Origin of the sequence: Corynebacterium sp. CCUG 71335 (assembly GCF_024454075.1) — a bacterium.
Classification (GTDB): domain Bacteria; phylum Actinomycetota; class Actinomycetes; order Mycobacteriales; family Mycobacteriaceae; genus Corynebacterium; species Corynebacterium genitalium.
The window spans coordinates 187,780-213,395 of the sequence record NZ_JAGPYY010000001.1; the positions used below are offsets into that span (position 1 = coordinate 187,780).

24 protein-coding genes are annotated in these 25,616 nt (G+C 62.5%); 11 read left to right on the forward strand and 13 right to left on the reverse strand.

Going from position 1 to position 25,616, the window contains the following annotated elements; all coding sequences use genetic code 11:
* Positions 1 to 28: 28 nt before the first annotated feature.
* On the forward strand, positions 29 to 1,285 hold the full coding sequence (locus KBX19_RS00915; RefSeq protein WP_255997075.1) for a D-serine ammonia-lyase: 1,257 nt from the start codon (positions 29 to 31) through the stop codon (positions 1,283 to 1,285).
* 5 nt (positions 1,286 to 1,290) lie between these two features.
* Here KBX19_RS00915 and KBX19_RS00920 read toward each other — a convergent pair whose 3' ends face one another.
* A complete protein-coding gene (locus KBX19_RS00920; RefSeq protein WP_255997076.1) occupies positions 1,291 to 2,982 on the reverse strand; it encodes an FAD-binding dehydrogenase in 1,692 nt (563 codons plus the stop codon).
* Positions 2,983 to 3,192: 210 nt separating this feature from the next.
* Here KBX19_RS00920 and KBX19_RS00925 point away from each other — a divergent pair, with 210 nt between their 5' ends.
* The 3 genes from KBX19_RS00925 (at position 3,193) to KBX19_RS00935 (ending at position 5,877) form a co-directional block, all read left to right on the forward strand.
* A complete protein-coding gene (locus KBX19_RS00925) occupies positions 3,193 to 4,389 on the forward strand; it encodes an NAD-dependent epimerase/dehydratase family protein (protein ID WP_255997077.1) in 1,197 nt (398 codons plus the stop codon).
* A 9-nt stretch (positions 4,390 to 4,398) separates the two neighbouring features.
* On the forward strand, positions 4,399 to 5,538 hold the full coding sequence (locus tag KBX19_RS00930; protein WP_255997078.1) for a glycosyltransferase family 1 protein: 1,140 nt from the start codon (positions 4,399 to 4,401) through the stop codon (positions 5,536 to 5,538).
* Positions 5,539 to 5,664: 126 nt separating this feature from the next.
* Complete coding sequence (locus KBX19_RS00935) at positions 5,665 to 5,877, forward strand: PLD nuclease N-terminal domain-containing protein (RefSeq protein WP_255997079.1); 213 nt, start codon at positions 5,665 to 5,667, stop codon at positions 5,875 to 5,877.
* Between the two features lie 7 nt (positions 5,878 to 5,884).
* On the opposite strand, the gene manA is transcribed toward KBX19_RS00935, so the two are convergent.
* The 3 genes from manA to KBX19_RS00950 all read right to left on the reverse strand — a co-directional run bounded on the left by manA (position 5,885) and on the right by KBX19_RS00950 (position 9,708).
* Entirely contained in the window at positions 5,885 to 7,162 is a 1,278-nt protein-coding gene (gene manA / locus KBX19_RS00940) for a mannose-6-phosphate isomerase, class I (RefSeq protein WP_255997080.1), read from the reverse strand.
* Complete coding sequence (locus KBX19_RS00945) at positions 7,162 to 8,634, reverse strand: glyceraldehyde-3-phosphate dehydrogenase (protein WP_255997081.1); 1,473 nt, start codon at positions 8,632 to 8,634, stop codon at positions 7,162 to 7,164. The genes manA and KBX19_RS00945 overlap by 1 nt, the downstream gene beginning before the upstream one ends.
* A 72-nt stretch (positions 8,635 to 8,706) precedes the next feature.
* On the reverse strand, positions 8,707 to 9,708 hold the full coding sequence (locus tag KBX19_RS00950) for a 3-hydroxyisobutyryl-CoA hydrolase (RefSeq protein ID WP_255997082.1): 1,002 nt from the start codon (positions 9,706 to 9,708) through the stop codon (positions 8,707 to 8,709).
* A gap of 34 nt (positions 9,709 to 9,742) precedes the next feature.
* Between KBX19_RS00950 and KBX19_RS00955 the strand changes: the two genes are divergently transcribed.
* Together KBX19_RS00955 and KBX19_RS00960 are read left to right on the forward strand one after the other, a co-directional pair.
* Positions 9,743 to 10,555 carry an HAD family hydrolase gene (locus KBX19_RS00955; protein ID WP_255997083.1) on the forward strand — a complete coding sequence of 271 codons (813 nt, stop codon included), beginning with the start codon at positions 9,743 to 9,745 and terminating at the stop codon, positions 10,553 to 10,555.
* A 3-nt stretch (positions 10,556 to 10,558) separates the two neighbouring features.
* Entirely contained in the window at positions 10,559 to 11,116 is a 558-nt protein-coding gene (locus tag KBX19_RS00960; protein ID WP_255997084.1) for a DNA-3-methyladenine glycosylase, read from the forward strand.
* Here the strand turns inward: KBX19_RS00960 and ppk2 are convergent.
* Together ppk2 and KBX19_RS00970 are read right to left on the reverse strand one after the other, a co-directional pair.
* Positions 11,113 to 11,985: a polyphosphate kinase 2 gene (gene ppk2, locus KBX19_RS00965; protein WP_255995437.1), complete on the reverse strand. Its 873-nt coding sequence runs from the start codon at positions 11,983 to 11,985 to the stop codon at positions 11,113 to 11,115. The two genes, KBX19_RS00960 and ppk2, sit on opposite strands and share 4 nt — an antisense overlap.
* A gap of 80 nt (positions 11,986 to 12,065) precedes the next feature.
* Positions 12,066 to 12,389 (reverse strand): putative quinol monooxygenase, encoded by a 324-nt coding sequence (locus KBX19_RS00970; RefSeq protein WP_005291270.1) that lies wholly within the window; start codon positions 12,387 to 12,389, stop codon positions 12,066 to 12,068.
* Between the two features lie 71 nt (positions 12,390 to 12,460).
* Here KBX19_RS00970 and KBX19_RS00975 point away from each other — a divergent pair, with 71 nt between their 5' ends.
* From KBX19_RS00975 to KBX19_RS00985, 3 genes are read left to right on the forward strand one after another with little or no spacing between them, the layout of a single operon-like run.
* Positions 12,461 to 13,219 carry a 5-oxoprolinase subunit PxpA gene (locus KBX19_RS00975; protein WP_255997085.1) on the forward strand — a complete coding sequence of 253 codons (759 nt, stop codon included), beginning with the start codon at positions 12,461 to 12,463 and terminating at the stop codon, positions 13,217 to 13,219.
* The gene (locus KBX19_RS00980; RefSeq protein ID WP_255997086.1) at positions 13,216 to 14,769 is read left to right on the forward strand and encodes an urea amidolyase family protein; all 1,554 of its coding nucleotides are present in this window, start codon (positions 13,216 to 13,218) and stop codon (positions 14,767 to 14,769) included. Before KBX19_RS00975 ends, KBX19_RS00980 begins: the two co-directional genes overlap by 4 nt.
* A 5-nt stretch (positions 14,770 to 14,774) precedes the next feature.
* Entirely contained in the window at positions 14,775 to 16,526 is a 1,752-nt protein-coding gene (locus KBX19_RS00985; RefSeq protein WP_255997087.1) for a biotin carboxylase N-terminal domain-containing protein, read from the forward strand.
* Positions 16,527 to 16,533: 7 nt separating this feature from the next.
* Here the strand turns inward: KBX19_RS00985 and KBX19_RS00990 are convergent, their stop codons facing one another.
* Both KBX19_RS00990 and KBX19_RS00995 read right to left on the reverse strand, forming a co-directional pair.
* Positions 16,534 to 17,325 carry a putative hydro-lyase gene (locus KBX19_RS00990; protein ID WP_370686986.1) on the reverse strand — a complete coding sequence of 264 codons (792 nt, stop codon included), beginning with the start codon at positions 17,323 to 17,325 and terminating at the stop codon, positions 16,534 to 16,536.
* Positions 17,304 to 18,551 (reverse strand): NRAMP family divalent metal transporter, encoded by a 1,248-nt coding sequence (locus KBX19_RS00995; RefSeq protein ID WP_005291282.1) that lies wholly within the window; start codon positions 18,549 to 18,551, stop codon positions 17,304 to 17,306. Before KBX19_RS00995 ends, KBX19_RS00990 begins: the two co-directional genes overlap by 22 nt.
* Positions 18,552 to 18,654: 103 nt before the next feature.
* Between KBX19_RS00995 and KBX19_RS01000 the strand changes: the two genes are divergently transcribed.
* Positions 18,655 to 19,470, forward strand: coding sequence for a TraB/GumN family protein (locus KBX19_RS01000; protein ID WP_255997089.1), 816 nt, complete (start codon positions 18,655 to 18,657; stop codon positions 19,468 to 19,470).
* A 30-nt stretch (positions 19,471 to 19,500) separates the two neighbouring features.
* On the opposite strand, the gene KBX19_RS01005 is transcribed toward KBX19_RS01000, so the two are convergent.
* The 5 genes from KBX19_RS01005 to KBX19_RS01025 are packed head-to-tail and all read right to left on the reverse strand — an operon-like array spanning position 19,501 to position 25,152.
* Complete coding sequence (locus KBX19_RS01005) at positions 19,501 to 21,303, reverse strand: ABC-F family ATP-binding cassette domain-containing protein (protein WP_255997090.1); 1,803 nt, start codon at positions 21,301 to 21,303, stop codon at positions 19,501 to 19,503.
* A 12-nt stretch (positions 21,304 to 21,315) separates the two neighbouring features.
* Entirely contained in the window at positions 21,316 to 22,266 is a 951-nt protein-coding gene (locus KBX19_RS01010) for a 4-(cytidine 5'-diphospho)-2-C-methyl-D-erythritol kinase (protein ID WP_255997091.1), read from the reverse strand.
* Positions 22,266 to 23,117 carry a 16S rRNA (adenine(1518)-N(6)/adenine(1519)-N(6))-dimethyltransferase RsmA gene (rsmA, locus tag KBX19_RS01015; protein WP_255997092.1) on the reverse strand — a complete coding sequence of 284 codons (852 nt, stop codon included), beginning with the start codon at positions 23,115 to 23,117 and terminating at the stop codon, positions 22,266 to 22,268. The genes KBX19_RS01010 and rsmA overlap by 1 nt, the downstream gene beginning before the upstream one ends.
* A gap of 11 nt (positions 23,118 to 23,128) precedes the next feature.
* Entirely contained in the window at positions 23,129 to 24,271 is a 1,143-nt protein-coding gene (locus KBX19_RS01020; RefSeq protein WP_255995422.1) for a resuscitation-promoting factor, read from the reverse strand.
* 29 nt (positions 24,272 to 24,300) lie between these two features.
* The gene (locus tag KBX19_RS01025) at positions 24,301 to 25,152 is read right to left on the reverse strand and encodes a TatD family hydrolase (RefSeq protein ID WP_255997093.1); all 852 of its coding nucleotides are present in this window, start codon (positions 25,150 to 25,152) and stop codon (positions 24,301 to 24,303) included.
* A 23-nt stretch (positions 25,153 to 25,175) separates the two neighbouring features.
* Between KBX19_RS01025 and KBX19_RS01030 the strand changes: the two genes are divergently transcribed.
* Positions 25,176 to 25,565 (forward strand): DUF3806 domain-containing protein, encoded by a 390-nt coding sequence (locus tag KBX19_RS01030; RefSeq protein ID WP_005291296.1) that lies wholly within the window; start codon positions 25,176 to 25,178, stop codon positions 25,563 to 25,565.
* Positions 25,566 to 25,616: the final 51 nt, after the last annotated feature.

Below are 25,616 nucleotides of genomic sequence, written 5' to 3' on the forward strand. Positions count from 1 at the left end.
TTCCAACAGATTTATAGAATGGGTGCTTATGACCATGCCCTGGGACCGTCCCGCTTCCCCTCCCCCAAGCGCCCTTTCGCTTATCGACGCCCTCCGCACCGCCCAAGAAATCTCCTGGGCCCGCGAAACTACCCGTGAGCTCGACGCCGATATCGCGGCCGCCGTGGACGAGGCCGCGGAGCGTTTCGACCGCTTCGCTCCGTGGGTGGCCGAGCACTATCCCGAAACCCGCGCTGGGTCAGGCGCGTTCGGCCCCGGCATCATCGAATCTCCCGTCAAGGAAGTACCGGACACCAAGGACTATCTCTCCCGCATCCTCGAGCGCGACCTGTCGGGGCCGCTGTGGATCAAGCGTGACGACGCCCTGCCGATCAGCGGCTCGATCAAAGCCCGCGGCGGGATCCACGAAGTCTTCCGCCTCGCTGAGGAGCAGCCCGGTGTGAAGATCACTGTTGCTTCCACGGGCAACCTAGGGCTGTCCATCGGCACAGTCGGCCCGCAGCTGGGCTTCCCCACCGAGGTGCACATGTCCGTCGACGCCAAACAGTGGAAGAAAGACCGGCTGCGCACTGGCGGCGCGACCGTCATCGAGCACCCTGGACTGTTCACGGACACCGTCGCGGCGGCCCGGGCGACTTCACAAAGCACAACTACCGACGCCGGATCGGCGTTCTTCATCGACGACGAGAATTCGCTCGGCCTGTTCACCGGTTACGCCGTTGCTGGCCGTCGCCTCAAAGCCCAGTTCGATACCCTCGGCAAGGAGTTCACGCCGGACTCCCCGCTCATCGTCTACCTCCCCTGCGGTGTCGGCGGCGGCCCCGGCGGGGTCGCGTTCGGTCTCAAGCAGGCTTTCGGCCCCGCTGTCCAGTGCCACATCGTCGAACCCGTCACCAGCCCGTGCATGGCTCTCGGCCTCGCCGCCGGCAAAGGCGCAGACATCTCCTGCGCTGACTTCGGCTTGAGCGGGCGCACCATTGCCGATGGTTTAGCTGTGCAGCGCCCGTCGCCGCTCGTCGTCAAGCACGCGGATGCGCTTTTCGACGGCATCCACACCCTCGAAGACGTGACATTCCTCGCCGGAGTCAACTGGCTCGAGCGCACCACCGGCATCGTCGTCGAACCGTCCGCGACAGCCGGCCTGACTATCCCGTGGCGGCTGCCTGATGTGCCCGACACTGCCACGCACCTGGTCTGGCTCACCGGTGGCTCACTCATCCCCGACCAGGACCGGGAACGACTGCGCGGACAAGCGGCCACCGCCGCTATCCAGGCTGCACGTTAGGCAGATTAGCTGGCAACGCTTTCTCCGACGCGCTTGCCGGAGTGAATGCAGCCGCCCAGGAAGGTGCCCTCCAGGGCGTTCTTGCCGTGGTAGCCTCCGCCACCGAATCCGGCGACTTCACCGCAGGCGTAGAGGCCGGGGAAGACGGAGCCGTCGTCGTGCAAAGCGCGGCCGTTCAAGTCTGTCTCAATGCCGCCAAGAGTCTTGCGGGTGAGAATGTGCAGTTTGACGGCAATGAGCGGGCCCTTCTTCTCGTCCAGAAGGCGGTGGGGTTCGGCGCAGCGCACAATCTTGTCGCCCAGGAAATTGCGTGCCGTGCGGATGTAGTTGATCTGCGCATCCTTGGAGAAGGTGTTGGTCAACTGGGCGTCACGCTCGACGACCTGCTTGTGCACGAGGTCGTAGTCCACCTCGATGGCCTCATCGTCTGCAGTTTCGGCTGCCAGCTCGTTCATCTTGCGCACCAGATCTTCAAGGTTGTCGGCAATGACCCAGTCCGCACCGTTGTCCATGAACGCCTTGACAGCCACGTGCGTGCCGGGGCCGAGCTTGCCGGCGAGCTTCTTGAAGGACTTGTCGGTCAGATCCGGATTCTGCTCGGAGCCGGAGAAGATGAACTCTTTGTCGGCGATGTGCTGGTTGAGCAGGAACCAGGAGTACCCGTGGCCGGTGCGCCCTATGTGGGCCAGGGCGGCAATGTTGTCCGAGCCCGGGAACAGGTTCGTGGGCAGGCGCTTTCCGGTCGCGTCGAGCCACATCGACGATGGGCCGGGAATGATGCGGATGCCGTGGCCCGGCCAAATCGGATCCCAGTTGATCATGCCCTCCGGGTAGTGCCACATGCGGTCAGTGTTCACCAGGTTCGCCCCAGCTGCCTCCGCGATGCCGATGCCGCGTCCGTCGACGAACTCGGGCACACCTGTGACCATGTTCTCCGGGCACGGGCCCCAGCGGTCGTCCGGCCACATCTCGCGGACCTTGTCCAAGTTTCCGCCAATGCCTCCGGTGGAGATGACAACGGCGTCGCCGCGGATCTCAAACGGTTCCACCTCATCGTTGTTGGAAGCGAAACCGCGCTCGGAGGAATCGTCGGCAAGCACCATGCCCTTGACTCCCACTGCTCTGCTGTTTTCCACGATGATTTCGTCCATGCGGTGGCGGTTACGGAACTCCACCTTGCCCTGCTTCTCGGCGGCCTCGAGCGGCTCGAGGAAGACGCGGACGACTTCGGGGCCGGTGCCCCATGTGAGGTGGAAACGCGGCACAGTGTTGCCGTGCCCAGATGCATCACCAGAGCCACGCTCAGCCCACCCGACGGTCGGAAGCACACGCAAACCCAGCTCGCCGAGGTAATCGCGCATCTCGTTAGCTGCGAAACGAACAAACTCACGGCCCCACCTGCGCGGCCAATAGTCGTGGTTGCCCTCGCCACCAGGCCCGGTCGCATCGTCGTAATCAGCGGAGTTCTCCCAGTCCGCCCACGCGAGGTCTTCGAAGTCCTTCGCCCCCATCAACTTCTGCTCCGGGGTACCCACCATGAACAGCCCACCGAGCGACCAAAATGCCTGACCGCCTAAGTTCGCCCTGCTTTCCTGATCGATGAACACGACCTTGCGGCCTGCCTTCACGGCTTCGTGGCCTGCGACAAGTCCGGCCAAGCCCGCGCCGACGATAATGATGGAGTCAGAAGTTTTCATGCCAAAAAGAATACCGGCTCCCCGTGAGCCCGTGAGCAGATTGAGAACGAGTTTGAGGGCGTTATAGAAACTGATCGACCATGTCATCTAACGTTCACTCTGCATACCGCGCGCCGGTAGAGCCGGGCAGGTAACGTGACCTAGAAGCTTGCGCGCATGAAAGTTCACGCGCGCGACCTGTGCATGCGACTTGAAAGGTGAAACAACACGATGAAGATTGCAGTTCTCGGCGGAGACGGATTCTGCGGGTGGCCCTCCTCCCTGCACCTTTCGGATCTCGGGCACGACGTCACCATCGTGGACAACCTTTCCCGCCGCGCCATCGACGAAGAGCTCGGCGCTCAGTCGCTCACCCCGATCGTGCCCATCGAGGAGCGTCTGGAAGCGTGGAAAGAGGTCTCTGGCAAGACGATCGAGTTCCGCAATATCGACGTCGCCCAAGACTATGAATCGCTCAAGCGATTCATAGAAGAGGAACGCCCAGACACCATCATCCACTTCGCCGAGCAGCGCGCCGCACCGTACTCGATGAAGAACAACCGCACGAAGCGCTACACCGTGGACAACAACGTCAACGCCACCCACAACCTGCTCGTGGCGGTGGTGGAGTCTGGCCTGGACATCCACATCGTCCACCTGGGCACCATGGGTGTGTACGGCTACGGCACCGCTGGAATGGAGATCCCGGAGGGCTACCTAGACATCAAGGTCGACGCTGGTGAAAACGGCATGATCGACCAGCAGATCCTCTACCCCACCAATCCGGGCTCGGTGTACCACCTGACCAAGGTGCTGGACCAGAACCTGTTCGCGTACTACGCCAAGAACGACGAACTGCGCATCACCGACCTGCACCAGGGCATCATCTGGGGCACCCACACCCCGCAGACGGAGCGCGACGAGCGCCTGATCAACCGCTTCGACTACGACGGAGACTACGGCACCGTGCTCAACCGCTTCCTCATGCAGGCAGCCATCGGCTACCCGCTGACTGTGCACGGCACCGGCGGCCAGACCCGCGCGTTCATCCACATCCGTGACATGGCAAAGTGCATCCAGCTCGCGGTGGAAAACCCGCCGGAGAACGGCGAGCGCGTGAAGATCTTCAACCAGATGACGGAGACCCACCGCGTCCGCGACCTGGCCAAGCTCATCGCCGACATCTCCGGCACGGAGTACGCGCTCGTGCCCAACCCGCGCAAGGAGGCCGACGAGAACGATCTCTTTGTCTCCAACGACACCTTCTTAAGCCTCGGCCTCGAGCCCACGAAGCTCGCTGAAGGCCTGCTGCAGGAGGTGGAAGAGGTAGCGAAGCGCTACGCCGACCGCGTGGACCGCTCCAAGATCCCCGCCCGCTCCCTGTGGACCGAGAACCAGGCTGAGGGTGTGCCGGAGACCGAGCGCTAGCTCGACCTCATGCGCATTGCCATCTTCACGGAGGTCTTCCTCCCCAAAATTGACGGTGTGGTCACCCGCATCATTCGCACCGTGGACCAGTTGGCGGAAATGGGACATGACGTAGTCATCTTCGCCACCGGTGATGCCCCCGACACCTACGCGGGGTTCCCTGTGGAGAAGGTGCCCAGCATTTCCCTCCACTGGATTTACCCGGAGATCAAAGTCGGTTTGCCGATGCCGCGGGTATCTAAGCGCCTCAAAGAGTTCGACCCGGACATCGTGCACATCGTCAACCCTGTCGCGTACGCCGGATACGCCGCCGTTGTGGCCCGCCGCCAGAAGATCCCTCTCTTGGTGTCCTTCCACACGGACGTGCCCGCCTACACGAAGGATCTAGGCATTGGCTTCGTGCATAAGCAGTCGATCTGGCTGATCAAGAACTGGCACAATCTCGCGGGAATGAACCTGGTCACCTCCGGCCCCATGATGGACACTGCCGCAGGCTACGGCTTCAAGAACGTGGCGCTGTGGCCGAAGGCTGTCGACACCGTCGGTTACCACCCGGACAAGTACTCGGAGCAGATGCGGGCGCGTCTCACTGACGGCAATCCGGAGGCTCCCCTACTGCTCTACGTCGGGCGCATGTCGGCGGAGAAGAATCTGACCACCCTCAACGATGTCATGCCGCTGCTGCGCGAGAAGGTCCCCGGCGCGCGCTTGGCCATGGTCGGCGAAGGCCCGCAGTACGAGCAGATGAAGAACGCCTTCAACCCCGAGTTCACCCACTTCACCGGCTACATGTCGGGCGAGCCGCTCGCGCAAGCATTCGCGTCGGCGGACGTGTTCGCGTTCCCCTCGCTGACCGAGACTCTCGGCCTCGTCGCGCTGGAGTCATTCGCGTCTGGTGTCCCGGTCGTCGGCGCCCGCGCGGGCGGCATCCCGTTCGTCATCGACGACGGCGAGACGGGCCTGCTCGTGGATAAAGAGGCCTCAGCCGCGCAATGGGCGGACGCGTTCGCGCAGTTGCTTATCGACGACACCCGCCGCCACACCATGGGAACCCTCGCCCGCGAAGAGGCGCAGCGGTGGTCGTGGCGCGCGGCCACAGAAAAGCTGGTCGAGTACTACGCGCAGTGCATCAGCCAGCACACTGAATAATTTCTCTTTCGACGTGTAACCTTCCGCTTCTTTGCAGAGTCTAAGGGTCAGGACATCAGTTGATGATGCCGCAGTACGACACGTTCACTTTCCCGAAAGGGAATCGCCAGCCTGATCTCCTTCATCGTGTGGCTCTGGGCGGTCATTGACTTCGCCCGCACCAAGCCGATGGATAGCACCTCGAGGATCATCTGGCTGGTCGCGCTTCTCTTCGCTGGCATCTTCGCCGCACTGGTTTGGCTGCTGTGGGGCCGCAGGAACAAGGACAAGTGGCGGGCTGACGACTACACTCAGACCGCACCGGGCGGCCCGACTGCCCCGGGCAGCCACCAGTACTAGTACCTAGCTACAAGTCGAACTCGGCCGGGTCGATTGACCCGGCTTTCGTCATTTCTCCAGGTGCAATTTCGAAGAACCGGGCACCGGACCCTGGGGTGGTCTCCACGTGAATGAGACCCTCGTTCGCGCCGATGAAGACAGCTTCACCCGGGGCCAGCTCCAACGGCGAGGAAGCCTCAGACGCAATGGTCAGGGTGCCTTCCACCACCAGGATGATGGTCGGTTCCCCGCCGTCGATGCGGACCATCGTGCCGTTTTCTTCTTCGTCATCAGTTTCGTCGAAGTAGCGGGTGACCCGGAAGTCCGGGATGCCAACGTCGAAGTTGCGCGCGTACAGGCTGAGTGTCTCGGTAGCTTGCCCGTGGAAGGTGGGATCCCCCAGCGGCGTGAACTCCAGAATGCTCAGCAGTTCTGCCTGATCGATGTGCTTGCTGGTCAAGCCGCCGCGCAGCACATTGTCGGAGTTGGCCATCACTTCCACACCGACACCGCTGATGTAGGCGTGAAGGTTACCGGCCGGCAAGAAAAGCCCGTCACCTGTGTCCAGCTCGACGTGGTTGAGCAACAGCGCGGCGAGGATGCCCACATCGCCGGGGAACTGCTCCCCAATGAACTCCAGGTTCCGGGCGATGGTGATCAGTTCCGCCTCATCCGTCTCACCGTCAGTGAGAGCCTGCGCCCGCTGAACGACAGCGTTGGCCAACGGGGCAGGGTCATCCAACGACAGCCACCCCTCCAGCACCGTGTGCAGGCGTTGTTCCTCGCTCATCGTTTCTTCGGCGAGAACCTCTTGGGCGGGGTTAAGCGCCGGGAGCGCAAGAACGTCGATAAGCGCCCGCGTTTTGGCCACCGGGCGGAATCCTGCGAGCGCACGGAACGGGGACAGCGCGATGAGGATCTCCGGCTTGTGGTTGTCATCCTTGTAGTTACGTGTGGGCGCGTCCACAGGGATGCCGGCGGCGTTCTCCCGTGCGAAACCCTCCCGCGCCTGCGCAATAGACGGGTGCGCCTGGATAGACAGGGGCTGCGCGGCCGCGAGAATCTTCACGAGGTACGGCAACGTGCCGGAGAAAGTCTCCGCGCACTGCGGGCCGAGAATCCTCGCGGGGTCGGCGGCGATGACAGCATCGAGCGGGCCGGCGTCGGTCAAAGACGGCGCGCTCGGGTGCGCGCCGAACCATAACTCGGCTTCCGGTTTGCCTGAAGGTTCGCGGTTCTGCAGCGAAGCAATGCTGGAGTCATCGCCCCAGGAATAGTGTTGCAGCTGCCCTGTCAGTTTGAGCACTAGCGGATGTCCTGCGGATCCTTGCGCTCCGGCAAGATCTTCGGGCGTACGCCCGCGGTCTCCTCGACGATGCGCACAACCTGGTTGGAGTAGCCGAACTCGTTGTCATACCAGACGTAGAGCACCAAGTGGTTGCCGGTGGCGATGGTGGCCAACCCGTCCACGATGCCGGCGTGGGTGGTGCCCACGAAGTCGGTGGAAACAATGTCCGGGGACTGGATGTAGTCGATCTGCTGGCGCAGGTCCGAGTCAGTGGACACGCGACGCAGGTAGTTGTTCACGTCGTCCTTGTTCACCTCGGAATCCAGATCGAGGTTGAGCACAGCCATGGACACATCCGGGGTGGGAACGCGGATAGCGTTACCGGTGAGCTTGCCCTCAAACTCCGGCAGCGCCTTGGACACGGCCTTGGCTGCACCGGTCTCGGTGAGCACCATGTTCAGGCCGGCGGCGCGGCCGCGACGGGCACCCTTGTGGAAGTTGTCAGCCAGGTTCTGGTCATTGGTGTAGGAGTGGACGGTCTCAACGTGGCCGTGCTTGACGCCCCAACGGTCACCAACGACCTTGAGCACTGGTGTGATCGCATTAGTGGTGCACGACGCGGCGGACAGCACTCGGTCCTGCTCGGAATCGTCGATCATGTCGTGGTTCACGCCGTAGACAATGTTCTTCACGTCGCCCTTGCCCGGCGCGGTGAGCAGCGCGCGGGCGACGCCCTTGGAATCCAGGTGGCGGGACAGGCCAGCGCGGTCGCGCCAGCGGCCGGTGTTGTCCACAACGATTGCGTCGTTGATGCCGTAGGCGGTGTAGTCGATCGCACCCGGATCATCGGAGTAAATCATCTGGATTGGGGTCCCGTTAGCCCAGATGATCTCGTTCTCACGATCGACGGTGATCGTGCCGTTGAACGCACCGTGGACGGAATCGCGGCGCAGCAGGGACGCGCGCTTGACGATGTCGTCGTCGCCCTTCTTACGCACGACCACGGCACGCAGGCGCACGCCGCCGTACTGGGCCTCACGCGCGATAAGGATGCGGGCGAGCAGGCGACCGATGCGGCCGAAGCCGTAGAGGACCACGTCACGCGGGACGCGGTGGCTGTCAGCACCGATGACTTCCGCCAGCTCTTCCTCGAGGAAGGTGCGCAGCTCCACACCCTCGGTGCGGCTGTAGTTCTTGGCCAGACGGCCTAGATCGATGGACGCAGTGCCAAGGTCCATCGTGGACAGCTCACGCAAAATCGGCAGGGTCGCGTCCAGCGGAAGCTCGCGGGCGACCACGCGGCGGGCGTAGCGGTGGGCCTTGATGATCTCAATGTCTGTCATTCCCACCAGAATGCGGCCGTAGATCGATGTCACAGCGTTGTTCTCGCGGTGGAGCTTACTGATCAGCGGCAGCATTTCCTGGGCGAGCTTCAGCTTGTTGTTCCAGTCCTCGGTCAGGTTCTGGGGCTGCCCTGCGGCTTCCGTCACGTCTGCGTCCTTCCTTACATTCTCTACATGCGTTAGTGCTTCAGCTGGCCTGCTCACAGGCCACTAAGAGCCTTAGTCTAGTACTTCCCTGTACCGTTCCGGCCCTGGCTCCGGGGCGAAGTCCGCATCGTTGGACTTATCCACCAGCACAGCGCGTACTCCTTCGAGGAAATCCGGCTCGCGGCGGATCTTCAACCCCAACCTCTCTTCGTTGTCGAGACTGCCTTTCAGATCGTGCTTGGCGTTGGCATCCATCAGCTCCGCCGAGGCGACCAATGATGCCGGGGAGGCCTGCTTCAGCAGCGGGTTGGCCAGCTCGCCGAGCTCACCAGTCAGCTGCTCACGGATGTGAGACCAGGGGCCGGTGAAAGTGCCGTCGACAAGCGAATAAATGCTCTCGATCTCCGCTTCGCCGTGCTCCATGCCCATCGCGTCGAGCGCACCGGCCCCCTCGTTGATCACGCGCTCCGCGACACCATCTAGCGATTCGACGAGGTGCGTGGCTAGGCCCGTGGCCATCATGTCGTTCGCTTTCAGGCGGTACCCCGTAAGCGCGAGGAACGTGCCCCAGCCTTGCGACGGGTGCTTCGGCAGGTTCTGCAGCGTCCAGCTCATGCCCACGTCGGTGAAGTAGCCGATGTTCATCTCCGGCATCGAAGCGAATGCGTCGGGCGTGACCACGAAGTGGCTGCCGTGTGCAGACAGGCCCAAACCGCCACCCATGACCACACCGGAGATGAGTGAGATATACGGCTTTGGAAATTCGGAGATGAGGTAGTTCATCTCGTATTCGCGGCGGAAGAACTCGTCGACGCCGTCGTGGTTGCCGGCCATGATCTGCTCGCGCGCGTACCGCACATCGCCGCCCGCACAGAAGTGCTTGCCGCTCGATTGGACCAGCACTTGCTCAATCGCGTCGTCCTCGCGCCAGGCGTGCAACGCATCGATGATCGGGTAGAGAATGTCCGGGTTCAGCGAGTTCAGCGCCTTCGGCCGGTCGAGCGTGACCACTCCGGTAGACTGAACCACGTCGATTTTCACTGGTTGCGTCGCATTTTCGTTGCTTTCACTCATGAAACCAGTGTTCCATACCCTACAAAGGACTGCTATGAGCTTTCCCCGCATCGTTGCTTTGGACATGGACGGCACGCTCGTCGACCCGGACGGCAACATTCCCGACGAATTCTGGCCGCTGCTGGGGCGTGCCAAGGACGCTGGGATGATCATCGCCCCCACGTCAGGCCGCCAGCTGGCCACACTGCAGACAATGTTCGACGGCCGCGGACTGGAGACGTTCATCGCCGAAAACGGCGCCGTCGTGTGGCACCGCGGAGAGATCATCTCTACCAAGCCGATGTCCCTGGACACCGTCACTTCGATCCTCGACGCTGTCCGCGAGAGCGACACCGCCATTCACCCCGTCGTGTGCATGCCCGAGTACGCCTACGTTGCCGAGGCCATTCCGCAGTGGGTACAGGAGGAGACGGACAAGTACTACGTGTCGCAGCGTGCGGTTGGTTCGCTTATCGACGCTGCCCGGACCGACTCCAACCCCACCACCAAAGTGTCCCTGTTCGTGGAGTCCAATGCCGAAGACGACGGTGTGCCCCTGATCGAGAAAGCGGCCCCCGGTGTGAACGCGGCGGTCAGCTCCGAGCACTGGCTGGACATCATGTCCGACGATGCCAACAAGGGTGCCGCGCTGACGTCACTCGCGGAATCGCTGGATGTCAACATCGCCGACACTGCCGCCATCGGTGACTATCTGAACGACACGTCCATGCTCGAAGCTGCTGGCACCGCCGTGGCGATGGGAAACGCGCACAGCGACCTGAAAGCCATCGCCGACGAGATCACCGGCACCAATGCGGAGCACGGTGCCCTGAATGCAATCCGTAGGTGGCTGGAGACCAACGCCTAGAAAATGATCGATTTCACCGCACCCGCTGACGTTGTCGGCCCACAGTTGCTCGGCTGCCTGATCACCCACAACGGCGTGACAATCCGGTTGACAGAGGTGGAGGCTTACCTCGGCGAGGAGGATGAGGCCGCACACACCTACCGCGGAAAGACCCAGCGTAACGCTGCCATGTTCGGCGAGCCGGGCCGGCTCTACGTCTACCTCTCCTACGGCATCCACTTGAACGGCAACATTGTCTGCGCTCCGGAAGGCACAGGCCAGGGATGCCTCATGCGTGGTGGTGAGGTTGTAGAGGGGATCGACGCGGCGCGGGAACGTCGACAAGCGAAAGGCAATACTGTCGTCGACGAGAACCTTGCGCGCGGACCCGGAAATTTGGGGCAGGCGCTGGGGCTGTCCCTGCCCGACAACGGCACCCCCGTCCAGTTGACCGAACGCGATGAAGAACCAGAGTGGGAGTCTGGGCCGCGTGTGGGCATCAGCAAAAACGTCGATGCCCCCTACCGCTTCTGGATCCCCGGCGACCCGACCGTGAGCAAGTTCCGGGGAAAGAAACGCTAGTTCTTCTTGCCCTTCTTGTCGCGCTCCAAGTCGGCAGCGACATCGGGGACGTAACGGAACTCCTCGCGCGGTGGCCGCTCATAGTTGCTGGAGGCGGGCCGCTCCGGGATCTCAGGGAGGTCGAGTGCAACGTCCTCGTACGGGATCGAGGCCAGCAGATGCGAGATGACGTTGATGCGCGAGCGCTTCTTATCTTCGCTCTCCACCGTGTTCCACGGCGCCTCTGGGATGTCGGTGTGGACGAACATCTCGTCTTTCGCGCGGGAGTACTCCTCCCACTTCGTGATGGATTCCAGATCCATCGGTGATAGCTTCCACTGGCGCAACGGGTCTTCGCGGCGGGACTGGAAACGCGCAATCTGCTCTTCATCGGAGACAGAGAACCAGTACTTGCGCAGCAAGATCCCGTCCTCGACCAGCAGGCGTTCAAAGATCGGCGCTTGGTGGAGGAAACGGCGGTACTCGTCCGTCGTGCAGAAACCCATCACGCGCTCAACACCGGCGCGGTTGTACCAGGAGCGGTCAAAGATGACGATCTCACCAGCCGCAGGCAGGCGCTCGATGTAGCGCTGGAAGTACCACTGCGTCTGCTCGCGCTCCGTCGGCTTAGGCAATGCCTCAATGCGGCACACCCGCGGGTTGAGGTACTGGGTAATGCGCTTGATCGCCGAGCCCTTGCCAGCGGCATCGCGACCCTCCATCACGATGACGATACGGGCACCCGTGGCAACGACCCACTGCTGCAACTTCACCAGCTCGGCCTGGAGCCGCAGCAGCTCTTTCTCATAAGCCTTCTTCGCCAGCTTCGGGGGCTTGGTGTATTCCTCTGCTTTGGAATCTCGGGCTTCGGAATTGATGTCGGAACTCATGGGCTTTCACCGTAGTCCCGGCTGTGAGATACCTGGCAACCGGGGTCGCCCCGGCAGGCGGAGGGGTGATTCCCCCCCAGCTAGTTCACCTTGAACTCAGCCATCTCGTCCCACTCGGTCTTGCCTTCGATCAGGGTGTTGATGATCTCCGGGGTCTCCTCCAGAATCTTCGGGAACAGCTCCTGTGCGGCCTTGAAGTGATCAGAGGTGACGTGGGCCTCGGCGGCATCGTCCTGGAACGCCTCGACGAGGATGTACTCGCCAGGCTGGTCGGTGTTGCGGTACCACTCGAAGAACAGGCATCCGGCCTCGTTGCGGGACGCATCAGTGAAGTCGGCGACCAGTTCGCGGAAGTTCTCGGTGTTTTCGGGCAAGGGCTTGAAACGGACATTGATGAGGATCATGAGGCCCAGTGTAGAGCGGCTCACTACACTGGGAAGAACTACTTTCGACGAACTGGAAAGCGTGGTGCACCGTGAGCGAGCACATCGACCTCAACGCCGACCTTGGCGAGACGACGGCGGGTAACCCCGTCGCCGACGACGCAGCCATGCTGGAGATGGTCTCCAGCGCCAACGTGGCTACAGGTTTCCACGCGGGTGATCCGCATTCCATTAAAGGGACGCTTGTCGACGCGAAAAGAAGCAACGTGACCGTCGGCGCCCACATCGCCTACAAGGACCCGGCCGGTTTCGGTCGTCGTTTCATCGACTACGACCCGGCCGAGCTGGCTGACGAGACTTTGTACCAAATTGGCGCTCTTGACGCACTGGCCCGTGCGCAGGGATTGGAGGTCCGTTACGTCAAGCCGCACGGTGCGCTGTACAACACCATCGTTCACTACGACAAGCACGCCCAAGCCGTGATCGACGGCATCAAAGCCTTTGGGGATCTCCCAGTCATGCTTCTGCCTGGCGGCGCCGCGGTGGACATCGCAGAAAAGGCTGGCCTGCGGGTGATCCGTGAAGCCTTCGCGGACCGCGGGTACAACCCGGACGGCACTTTGGTCTCCCGCCGCGAACCGAACGCTGTGATGACGGATGCCCAGCAGGTGGCTGAGCGCGTGTTGCAGGTCGCATCCACCGGTTCCGTCACTGCTATTGACGGAAGCGTCATCGACGTTGCGGCGGAATCAGTGTGCGTGCACGGCGACTCCCCCGGCTCGGTTCAATTGACCCGCAGCGTTGTGGCGAAGCTGCAGGACGAAGGCATTGAGATCAGGAGCTTCCTGTGAGCGACACCATTAAACGCGACATCAAGCGCGTGGGCACGCGCGGACTCATGGTCGACCTAGACAGCCTCGAACAGGTCATGGATTTCTACGCGGCCTTAAGCACCGAGCCTCTCGAGCGCCAAACCGACGTCATCGCCGGCGCCCGCACCGTGCTGGTCACCTTTGATTCCACCTCAGCGGCTACAGCAGCAGCCGAATTCCTCCGCGACTTCGAACCCGAGGCGGCAGGAAGCAAGGAATCCCGCGAGATCGAAATTGAGGTTTGCTACGACGGCGCAGACCTCGACGAACTAGCTGAACACCTGGGCAAGACCCGCGACGAACTCATCGAATGGCACACCTCCACCGTGTGGAAGGCCGGGTTTGGCGGATTCGCTCCCGGATTCACCTACTGCGTCCCTGAAAACGAGGCAGACGCACTCGACGTGCCACGCCGCTCATCCCCCCGTACTGAGGTCCCAGCCGGCGCCGTCGCATTGGCTGGTGACTTCTCCGCCGTTTACCCGCGCACCTCACCAGGCGGGTGGCAGCTCATCGGCACGACCACGACACCGATGTGGGACTCCACCGCTGAGCCTCCGGCGTTGGTCAGCCCTGGGGATACGGTGCGCTATGTCAGCGTCGAAAAGCTTGCGCACGAGCAAGAGACCAGCCACTTCGAGCTGGACACTCCCCCACGCATGCCGCTGTTCACTGTGGACGATGCTGGACTGCAGACGCTCTACCAGGACCTAGGCAGGCAGGGCAACGGCAGCCTCGGCGTGACCACGTCCGGATCGTCGGACCGTGCGTCCGCGCGCATCGCGAACGACGTGGTGGGCAACAAGCGCAACGCGACTCTCCTGGAAAACATCGGCGGGCTGACTATGACGGCACTGACGGAAACCGTCGTGTGCGTCACCGGTGCCGACACCGACGTGTTCGTGGGCCAGAGGTCGTTCCCACTCGCCACCCCGATCATTGTGCCGGCCGGTGCGCAGCTCGTTGTCGCCCCACCCCGGGTGGGCATGCGCTCTTATATCGCTGTGCGCGGCGGGCTCATCGCCGATACCGAGTTGGATTCCGCCGCGACCGACCTGCTCTCCGGGCTCGGCCCCGCACCGATCCAGGCTGGCGACACCGTTTCCGTGTCGCTGAAGAAGCCGGACACTGCGAACGCCCTGTTGTCCAACCCACTGCGCGTCACCGCTGACACCGCGACCGTGCGCTGCGTGCTCGGCCCGCGCGATGACTGGTTCAGCACAGATGAAGTCGAGCGTTTCTTTGACACGACTTTCACGGTGACCGGCGAATCCAACCGCGTCGGCGTGCGCCTAGAAACAGACAAACCGCTGCAGCGTGATCGCAGTGGCGAACTTCCCTCAGAAGGCATGGTGGCCGGCAGCGTGCAAATCCCGCCCAGCGGCCAGCCCGTCGTGTTCCTGCGTGACCACGCAGTGACCGGTGGCTATCCCGTCATTGCCACCGTGATCAGTGAAGACGTCGACATTGCCGCGCAACTTTCCCCTGGCTCCACCATCCGCTTCGAACGATACAGCGAAAGAGATTAACTACCATGACCACTCCTGCACCTCAGACATCCTTGAAAGCGGTGCTCATTGCCAACCGTGGGGAGATCGCGGTCCGCATCGCCCGCGCGGCGCGCGACCTGGGCATCCGATCCATCGCGGTCTATTCCGACGCTGACACCGGCGCGCTGCACACGCTCGTTGCCGACGAGGCCTACCGCCTGCCCGGCAATAGCGCTTCCGAGACGTACATGAACGTCCCGGCACTGATCTCCCTGGCGCATAAAGTTGGAGCAGACTGCATCCACCCCGGTTACGGCTTCCTGTCGGAGAACTCTGACTTCGCCCGTGCAGTTGTTGACGCTGGCCTGACTTGGATTGGCCCCACTCCCGAGTCGATCGACCTGCTCGGCGACAAGATCGCCGCTCGCCGCGTCGCAGTGGAGGTTGGCGCGCCGCTGGCCCCAGGTACCGAAGATCCGATCGGCGACTGGGAGGAGGCCCGCGCCTTCGCGGAAGAACACGGCATGCCGATTGCCATCAAGGCTGCTTACGGCGGTGGTGGACGCGGTTTGAAGGTCGTCCACGACGAGTCCGACATCGAGGACGCTTTCGCATCTGCCGGCCGCGAAGCCAAGGAAGCTTTCGGCCGTGCGGAATGCTACGTGGAGAAGTTCCTCACCCACCCGCGCCACGTTGAAGCTCAGGTGCTTGCCGACACCCACGGCAACGTCGCAGTGTTAGGAACCCGAGACTGCTCGACGCAACGCCGGTTCCAGAAACTCATCGAGGAAGCCCCCGCCCCCTTCCTCACCGACGAGCAGCGCACCGGCATTGAGGACGGTGCGCGCGAGATTTGCCGCGCAGCGAACTACGTGGGTGCCGGAACCGTCGAATATATCGTTTCCGAAGATGGCACCGTGTCCTTCCTGGAGGTGAACACCCGCGTGCAGGTGGAGCATCCCGTCACAGAGGTGGTCACGGGCGTGGACATCATCGCTGAGCAGTTCCGCATCGCTGACGGCCAGGAGCTGTCCTTCGGTGGGGACCCGGAGATCACCACTCACGCCTTCGAGTTCCGCATTAACGCCGAGGACGTCACCAACGGTTTCGCGCCCGCGCCGGGCACCGTCACGCGTTTCGACGTCCCCACCGGCCCCGGCATTCGCGTCGACTCTGGGGTGCGGACAGGCAGTGAGATCCCTGCCTATTACGACTCGCTGATGGCCAAGCTGATTGTCACCGGCCCGAACCGCGACGCGGCTCTGGCGCGCTCCCGCCAAGCCCTGAAGGAATTCACCATTGAGGGAGTGCGCACCGTGTTGCCGTTCCACCGCGACATGGTGGATGCTCCGGAGCTCAACGGCGATTCTCTGGATATCTACACCGACTGGGTGGACGGCAATTACTCCCCCAGCGCCAACCACGAAACGGCCGATATCGAGCACATTTACGACGAGCGGGAGACCGTCGTCATCGAAATCGACGGGCGCCTGCACCAGATCGGCTTCCCCCGCAGCTTGCTCCTCGGCGGCGCCACTGGCGAGTCACTTTCTTCCGCCGCGGAGAATACTGCTGGTAGCGGCGGTGAAGGGGCTGTGACGGTGAAGTACGAGTCGACCATCGTGAAGTGGATGGTCAGCGACGGCGACACCGTGGAAAAGGATCAGCCGCTGGCCACCGTCGAGGCCATGAAGATGGAATCCACCATCAAATCCCCGACCGCCGGCACGATCTCGCTCTCCGCGTCGGAGAAGGACCGTGTGAAGGCGGGAACGACGATCGCAACGATCGCCTAAGCCCTCTTTACGGAACCTGGTAGGACCGGTCCGGAATATCAGTGATGAGCATCTTGCCCGGGGCATGGCAGATGGCCAGCTCCGGCTTGGAACTCATCACGACGGACTGCGGAGTCACGCCGCAACCCCAGAACACTGGGATAGTGCCGGCGGGGATGTCCACGGGGTCGCCGAAATCGGGTGCCCCAAGATCCTTAATGCCGATCGCCGCCGGGTCGCCGACATGGATCGGCGCACCATGCACCGCTGGATAGCGCGAAGTGACCCGCACAGCGTCCGCGACGCGGTTAGCAGGGATCGGGCGCATAGACACCACCATCGGCCCGCCGAAGGCCCCGGCTGGCTCCGTCTCGAGGGTGGTTTGGTACATGGGCACATTGCGCCCTTGCTCGATATGCGCGACTGGAATTCCCTCGGCAATGAGGGCGTCTTCGAATGTGAATGAGCAGCCGATGAGAAATGCCACCGTGGAGTCGGTCCAGTAGCCGGTGGCGTCGGTGATTTCGTCGATAAGCACACCGTGCTTGTAGATCCTGTACGCCGGAATATCCTTGCGAATGTCGCCGCCGGCCATGAGCTCGGAATTTAGTTGGCCTGCCTCGAGAACGCCGAGCACCGGGCACGGCTTCGGGTTGCGCTGAGCGAACAGCAAGAAGTCGAAAGCGTACTTCTGGTCAACCGCAATAAGGTTCGCCTGCGCGTAGCCGGGCGCCCACCCCGCGGTGGTGCCCACGTCGTGGGTGCGGAAGTAGTCCCGCGCGCGGGCGGGATCCTTTTCTACGCCCACAGTGCTGCCAATCCGGAGAGTGAGCGGAAGCCCATGCAGAAGGTTCCTGCGAGCACAATCACTCCTATGACCTTCATCCACACCGGGTAGTTGTATCCCTTGAGTAGATCCTTGCGGAACAGCGCGGCCCACATGACCACGGCAAAACCGATCGGCAGGATAAGCCCGTTGAAGGCACCAGCGAAGATGAGCAGTTTCTGCGGCGCAGTGCCAAGGAGGAGGAACAGGATCGTGCATACCACGATGAACGCCACCGTGAGCCAGTTGCGCAGCTTCACATCTGTCTTCTGCGTGGTCACGAATGTCAGCGAAGTGTAGGACGCACCGATCACCGACGACAGGCCCGCCGCCCACAGCACCAGACCGAAGGCACGAAGCCCGAACTCTCCGGCGGCCTGGTAGAAAGCATCGGCGGCCGTATTGTCCTTGGATAGCACCACGCCGGTAGCAACCACGCCGAGCACCGCGAGGAAGAGAAGCACACGCATGATGCCGATCACCACGATGCCCAGCACAGATGCATTCGAAATATTCTTGATATTCTCCACACCGGTCTGGCCCGAATCAATGATGCGGTGGACACCGGCGAAGGTGATGTAGCCGCCGACCGAGCCGCCGATTAGCGTGACGATGACTGCAAAGTCCACTTGCTCGGGGAGGACCGTCTGCTTCAACGCATCTCCGACGGGCGGCTGGGAGACAATAGCGACGTACAGCATGAGCAGGATCATGATCGCGCCGAGGCCCACAACAATGCGGTCCAGCGCAACACCTGCGCGTTTGGACAGGAAGATCAATACGGCGATCACCGCTGAGATCCCGCCGCCGATCTTCGGGTCAAGGCCGAGCATGGCATTCATTCCCAGCCCTGCACCGGCGATGTTGCCGATATTGAAGATCATGCCGCCTGCGAAGACCAGTAACGACATCACCCATCCCAGCCCGGGAATCACCGAGTTGCCGAGCTCGTTAGCACGCAGCCCCGAGATACCGAGCACGCGCCACACATTCAGCTGGATCGCGATATCCACGAGAATGGAGATGAGAATCGCGAACGCGAAAGCAGCGCCCAACCGGACGGTGAACACACTGGTCTGGGTGAGAAAGCCCGGGCCGATCGAGCTGGTCGCCATGAGGAACACAGCGCCGATAACGGAGCCGACGCCCTTGGGTGCCTCCACTTTTCCGTTATTAGAGGTCTCAACCTCTGCCTTGGTGGAGCCGTCCTGAGTAGTCATCGGGCCCTCCTTTCCTAGGGAGAAAATTTGCGATTAGTTTAAGGCGTGAACCTACCCTTGCGGACCCGAATGCCGGGAATCGGGGTCCGCTACCCTCAATCTCATGAGCTCATCCACACCGTTCGCTGATTCTCTCTTCTGGTCGCTCAGGTCACCGGAGGGAAAAGAATCCTTTCTCTTCGGAACCCTCCACGTCATCGACGACACGAAGATCGCGTTGCCGGTGAGCGAGCTCGAACAGATCCTCAAGAGCAAAGAGGCACTGTTCGTTGAGATCAACCCCCACGACCTTGATGATCTGCGGGAGCAGGGGCTCGAACAACTCGGCAGCGAAACTGAGATGAGCCAGAAAACTGCATCCGAAACCCTTTCCTCAGATGACATGGACAGGTTGCAGAGTCTGCTGAGCTCGTCCCCTCGCCTCTCCCCCATGAAAGACCACCTCGAACACTTGCCAGCGGGAGCACTCGCGCAGCTGGTCAGAGTGGAAACCCAGCTCCGTTCGCAGTTTTTCGACGAGGGCACGTTCGAACCTGAAACTCACTTCGTCGACGTTGCAATGAAGGAAGAGATTCCGGTTGAATCCCTCGAAAGTGTCGAAGAGCAATTTGCACACATGCACGAAAACGAGGACCTCGCGGAAGCGTTAGACGAGTACTACGCGGACGACGCATTCGACATGTTTGAGCGTTATGTAGAGCAAAACTTGCTACTGGTTCGGGACAAGGACCTGAACTCGCCCGCCATGGTTGAGCGCAACAGCGCCCTGGCCAGCAAGCTGGACGTCGCGCTGTGCGACAAAGAAGGATTGGTTCTCGTCGGCGCCGCCCACCTACCGCTCGATCATGGCGTGTTAGCGAGCCTGGCACGCGCGGGATGGACAGTGCGAAAGGTCGAGCTGCCCGTCGAGCGACGCTAAGTCAGCGCGTTCTCGACAACGTTGAGAGCTTTAACCCTCGAGCATTTCTCCCAGCTCAAGCCACTCGAGCTCGAGTTCTTCGCGCTGTCCGCGCAGCTGCGCGACCTCACCCGTCTTGGCTCCGATGGCCTCGAAATCGGGGGCATCCTCCTGCGACATCGCCGTGATCTGCGCCTCCAACGCGGCCACCTGCTCGTCGAGCTTCTCCATTTTGCGGTCGAGCGATTTCATCTTCTTCGACAGCTCGCGGCGTTCCTGCGGTGAGACGCCAGCCGGCTTCTCCGCAGCCTTCGGCTCGTTCTGTCCCAGGTTGAGAACGCCCGAGTCCTGCTCCATTGCTTTTCTGCGCTCCAGGTACTGCTCAATCCCACCCGGCAAATTCGTTAAGTCACCGTCACCGAAAAGGGCGTACGTGACATCAGCGATGCGCTCGATGAGGTAGCGGTCGTGGGAAATCACCACGAGCGTCCCCGGCCACGAGTCGAGCAGGTCCTCGAGTTCCTGGAGGGTGTCGATGTCTAGGTCGTTGGTCGGCTCGTCGAGAAGCAGCACGTTCGGCTCGCTCATGAGCACACGCGTCAGTTGCAGGCGACGGCGCTCGCCACCGGAGAGATCCCCGACGGGGGTGCGTTGACGTTTGGGTGAGAACCCGAGGCGTTCCGCCAGCTGGGAGGCAGATAGCTCCTTCTTGCCTAGGGTGATGTAGGTGGCCACGTCTTCGACTGCGTCGATAACCCGGCGGGTCGGGTCGAGGTCGTCGAGCTCTTGGCGTAGCCATCCAATACGGGTCGTCTGACCTTCAACGCGGCGGCCTGCAGCGAGGGGGTAATCGTCTGCCAACGCGCGCAGCAGCGTCGTCTTGCCGGATCCGTTCACGCCGACCAGACCGATCCTCTCCCCCGGCGCGAGACGCCACGTGAGATGGTCCACAAGGGTTCGCCCGTCAGGAGCGTCAATACGTGCGTCCTCGAGCTCGATCACAACGCGGCCCTGGCGCTGCTTAGAAAACGCCATGAGCTCGACCGTGTCGCGCGGGGCAGGAACGTCCGCAATGAGTGCTTCCGCCGCCTCGATGCGGTAGCGCGGCTTCGACGTGCGCGCCGGCGCACCGCGGCGCAACCACGCAAGCTCTTTGCGGGCGAGATTCTGGCGGCGCTGTTCAATCGCGTCGGCCTGGCGGGCGCGCTCGGCGCGGGCGAAGGTCCAGTCGTTGTATCCGCCCTCGTAAACGTCGACTTTGCCGTCATGGACTTCCCAGGTCAGGGTGGCCACTGTATCCAGGAACCAGCGGTCGTGCGTGACCACCACGATGCCGAGTTTGCGCTTCATCAAATGGTCAGCGAGCCACTGCACACCTTCCACATCGAGGTGGTTTGTCGGCTCATCGAGCACCACCAAATCGAGATCACGCACGAGCGCAGCGGCGAGGTTCACGCGGCGACGCTCACCACCCGATAAATGCCCCACGGGTGTATCCAACCCGAGTTCAGCCACACCGGTGCCGGCAAGCACCTCGCGGACCTTTGCGTTCGACGCCCACTCGAAGACCTCCAACCCAAGCGGCTCCACAACTGCCTGGCCAACGGTCATCTCATCTGGCAGATCGAAACGCTGCGTCACCACCGCCATCCGCAGATCGTTCGTGTGGGACACGCGCCCCTCGTCTGGCGGCTCGATGCCGGTGAGCACCTCCAGCAGCGTGGTCTTGCCGCCGCCGTTGAGACCGACAACACCGATGCGGTCGCCGGTTTGAACGCCGAGAGAGACTCCATCCAAGAGCGTTTTCAGCCCCCACGTCTTGGACACATTTTCCAGGTTGATCAGGTTAGCCATGATGTGGCCATTCTAGAGAAGAGCTGCACCACCGACGGGACCCTGTGCGGCGAAACCTTCAATGTTTCCGTGCGCCGTGAGCTTATCGACGACGCGCAGCGCCACCGCCTGATCCTCACACAGCGCGGCAATTGTCGGCCCGGATCCAGACACCATTGCTCGGATTGCACCAGCGTCTTCGGCATCGTGGATGATCTGCTGCAATGACGGCCGCAACGCCAGGGCCGCCGGTTCAAGATCGTTGTGCATCGCCGCGCCGACCTGGTGAGGGTCGCCAGAAAGCAGCGCCCGGGAAATGAGTGCGGTGTCCGTGTGCGGGACCATCGAAGCGTAGGTGAAGCGCAGATCGTCGAGCTTCTCGAAGACCTTTCCAGTCGACAGCCCCACCTGCGGGTTGAGAAAAGCGAACCAGTAGGAGCCGCGGCACATCATCGGTACGAGGCTGTCCCCGCGGTCCGTGCCCAACGCGACGCCGCCCATCGCAGCAAACGGCACGTCTGCCCCGAGGGCCTTCAATACGTTGTCTCGATCTTCCGGCTCCACTGTGTACCCGTAGTGGAGCAACAGGGCCTCAGCAGCGACAACCGCGGCAGCCGCATCGGCGGAGCCACCGGCCATGCCACCTGCGACGGGGATGGTCTTATCTACCTCAATCCGCACCGGCGGCAGATCAGCCCCCTCTGCGTCTCCGGCCACGCCAGCCAGCGCCTCCACCGCGCGCCAGGCCAAGTTACGCGGGGTGTCCACATCTTCGTCGGGTTCTTCGACATGGAAGGTCGTGCTGATCGACGCCTCCTCCGCCGGCGTCAGGGTGACTGTCTCCGGCCTGTCGACGGCCATGAACACTGTGGACAACTCGTGGTACCCGTCGGCCCTTGCTTCCCCCACACCCAGGTGGAGGTTCACTTTCCCGTGCGCACGGCCCGAAAACGATTCCGTGAACAGTGGAACTGCAGGTGCCATCAGTCAGTCACCTCCGCAAGCCGGACAAAGTCCTCCACAGAGAGCTTCTCACCGCGCAGCCCCGGGTCAATGCCCGCTACCCGCAAGGCTTCCTCTGCAGCCGGGCCAGATCCGTAGACCCCGGTCAAACACGCACGAAGGGTTTTGCGGCGCTGGGCAAATGCGGCGTCGATAAGCGGAAAGACCTGGGGCCGCAGCGAGCGGTCGAATGTCTCGTTCACATCAATGCGCACAAGCCCTGATTCGATGTTTGGTGCAGGCCAGAAGACGTTCTTGCCGATCGTCCCCGCCTTGCGCACATCCCCATAGAATGACGCTTTAACGCTGGGCACGCCATAAATTTTCGAGCCAGGGTCGGCCGCGAGACGCTCCGCCACTTCAAGCTGGACCATGACCAGCACGCGGCGGATGCTGGGAAACTCCTCAAGCAGGTGAAGGAGCACGGGCACCGCCACGTTGTACGGCAGGTTTGCCACCAGCGCCGTCGGCTCCCGGTCGAGGTCGGCGTGGGACACCGCGAGTGCATCCATGTTGAACACGGTGAGCTTGTCGTCGTCGCTGCGCTCGGCGACAGTTTCCGGCAGTTTGGTTGCCAGCCGCGGATCGATTTCGACAGCGACGACGTGATTCGCAACGTCGATAAGCCCCAGCGTGAGCGAGCCCAAACCCGGTCCGACTTCAAGAACCGTCTCAGCAATGCCTGGCTCATCCAGGTCAGCGGCAGCGACGATCCGGCGGACCGTGTTCGGGTCGTGCACGAAGTTCTGCCCCAACTTCTTCGTTGGAGAGACCTCGAGCTCCTCAGCCAACGCGCGGATCTCCGCGGGGCCAAGCAGCTGGGAAGTAGTCATGCCCTCCGAGACTAGCGGATACCCAGCGATGCGGTGCACGCTGGCCACGCGCCCCAACCCTGGGCAGCCTGGACCTTTTCAGCGACGGCAATCTGCTGCTCGCGGGTCGCCTGGTCAGCCGTCGGAGCGTACTGGCCGCCACCGTAAGCGGACCACGTGGACGCCGCGAACTGCAGGCCACCGTAGTAGCCGTTACCGGTGTTGATGGACCAGTTTCCGCCGGACTCGCACTGTGCGATGGAGTCCCACACGGAACCGCCAGCGACTGCCGGTGCGGACGCGCCCGTGTTGCCGCCCGCCTGCTGCTTGCCGCGGGCAATCACAGCGGGACGTGCCTTGCGGGTCTCCTCGCGCTTGAGCACGTCATCGGACTCGACCTTGCCGTTCACGGTGACCAGGCGGCGGGTGACCTTGCGTTCGCCCTTCTCGCCCTTCTCGCGGACCTTCTCTTCACCCGGCGCAAGGCTGTCATCGTCGACGTACGTCGGATCCGCCTCGAACTCCTCGGTGGCGGTGCGCTGGGTGATGTCCACGCGCTCAATCTTGACGGCCATATCCTCGGTCACCGGGGTGTTCAGGCTCGGGGTGACGCGGTCGTTAGAGTCGATGACCACGCCGCGGGCCGCCAACAACTCGGCGACAGTGCGCGCCGGGGCGGAGGTGTAGGTCGTCTTGCCGCCGTCGGTAATGGAGACGATCTTCGGAGAGGTCACGTCGATCGTCATTCCGTCCTCGACGCGCTGGTCGGCGGAGTAATCGTGAGCGGAGCCACCGGCGACGCCGGGCATCTCGCCCAAGAAGTCATTCACCGTCGCAGCCGTGGTGGTGACTTGCTGCACCTGGCCGCCGTCGATGCGTACACCCACCGGCTTCGCCGTGCGCACGGTCACGGTGTCACCGTTGGACAGCGACTCGCCCGGCGCCGGGTGCACCAGATCCTGGTCGCCGACATCCACGCCGGCAGCCTCCAGCGCGCCGTCGACACTGCCCGCGAAGGTGTTCAGTTCCGTCTCCTCTCCATTGAGGTCGACGGTGATTGTTTTCTGGGCTGCGGCAGCAGTGGTCGCACCACCAATGACGACAGCTCCGATAGCGCCAGAGGCGATCACTGCTCGGGTGGTGGAGTTCTTATTGATCCGACGATGACGTGACATGGAAGATAACAATACGATAACTTCCCGTGTTAATCAAGCGAGTTCGCAGGTTGAAGCAGCCGGTCAAAAGTGCCCCTGACCTCATGCGCCAATTCAGTCACATCAACCCCACGAGCCTCAGCCACAACGCGCGCAGTATGACCAATCAGGGCTGGTTCATTCCGTGCGCCTCGGAACGGTTCGGGCGTCATGTACGGTGCATCAGTCTCGATCAGCACCTGCCCCACCGGCGCTTCAGCTGCAGCCTGACGCAACCCCTCATTGCGCTTGAACGTGACATTGCCGGCAAACGACAAAACGTACCCGCGCTCGATCGCCTCCCGCGCCACGTCGAGAGGTGAAGAGAAGCAGTGCAGCATCACGTGCTTCGGCTGCGGCGAATCCGCGAGGATGCGCATCATGTCGTCGTCGCCCTCGCGGTTATGGATCATCAAGGTCTTGCCCGTGTCGCACGCGAGCTGGATGTGCCACCGAAACGCCTCCTCCTGCACCTCGAGCGGGGCGGTGCGCTCCGGGTCATGTTTAAGCCAATAGGTGTCCACACCGGTCTCCCCCACCGCTACGCAACGCTCGTCGCGGGCCATGTCTGCCAACCGTTGGCGTGCGTCGTCGTCAAGCTCATGCGCTCTTGTCGGGTGAATTGCACACGCCGCGAACACGCGCTCATTGAAGTGGGCAGCCTGCAAAGCCAGCTCCGCTTCCTCCAACCCGTCACCGACGGTGCACACCCGTTCCACACCAGCGCCGACCGCCCTTTCAACGATCGCGTCGACCTCCTCGCGGGTGCGGGCATTGCAGGAGGCGAGGTGCGTGTGGGCATCAATAAGCCCAGCGATTCCTTCGGCTGGCACAGGCGTAGGGCGCGGTTTCTTCTTGGACATACCTCCGAGCCTATATTGGGGGCATGTTCACCGACATCGACGATGCCACCCGCGCCCACATCGACCGCGACCTCGCCGAAGCAGCGGTCGCCGGAATCAACGGCTCCATCAGCGACATCGTGGCCAGCTTCGAAGAAACCCTCGGCGAATACCTCGCACTCGACCCCGACCTGCAGCGCGCCTACCCGCGCGGCGACACCGCCCGCATCTTCGGCACCGCGCTCGGCGACGCCTTCATCCGCGAGCACGGTTTCCAATGGCAGATGCTTAACGACGACTACGGCACCGACCTCGTCGTCGCCTCCCCCAGCCGCGACATGTACACCGCGCCCCTCGTCGTGGTGGATACCCGCTTCGAAGATGACGAAACAGGGAAACTGACTGCGTTCATCGCGCAGTTCTTGGGCGAGTAGGGCTGGAAGGGGGTCTGGCCGGTCTGGATGGTCTGGATGGACCCTCTCCCG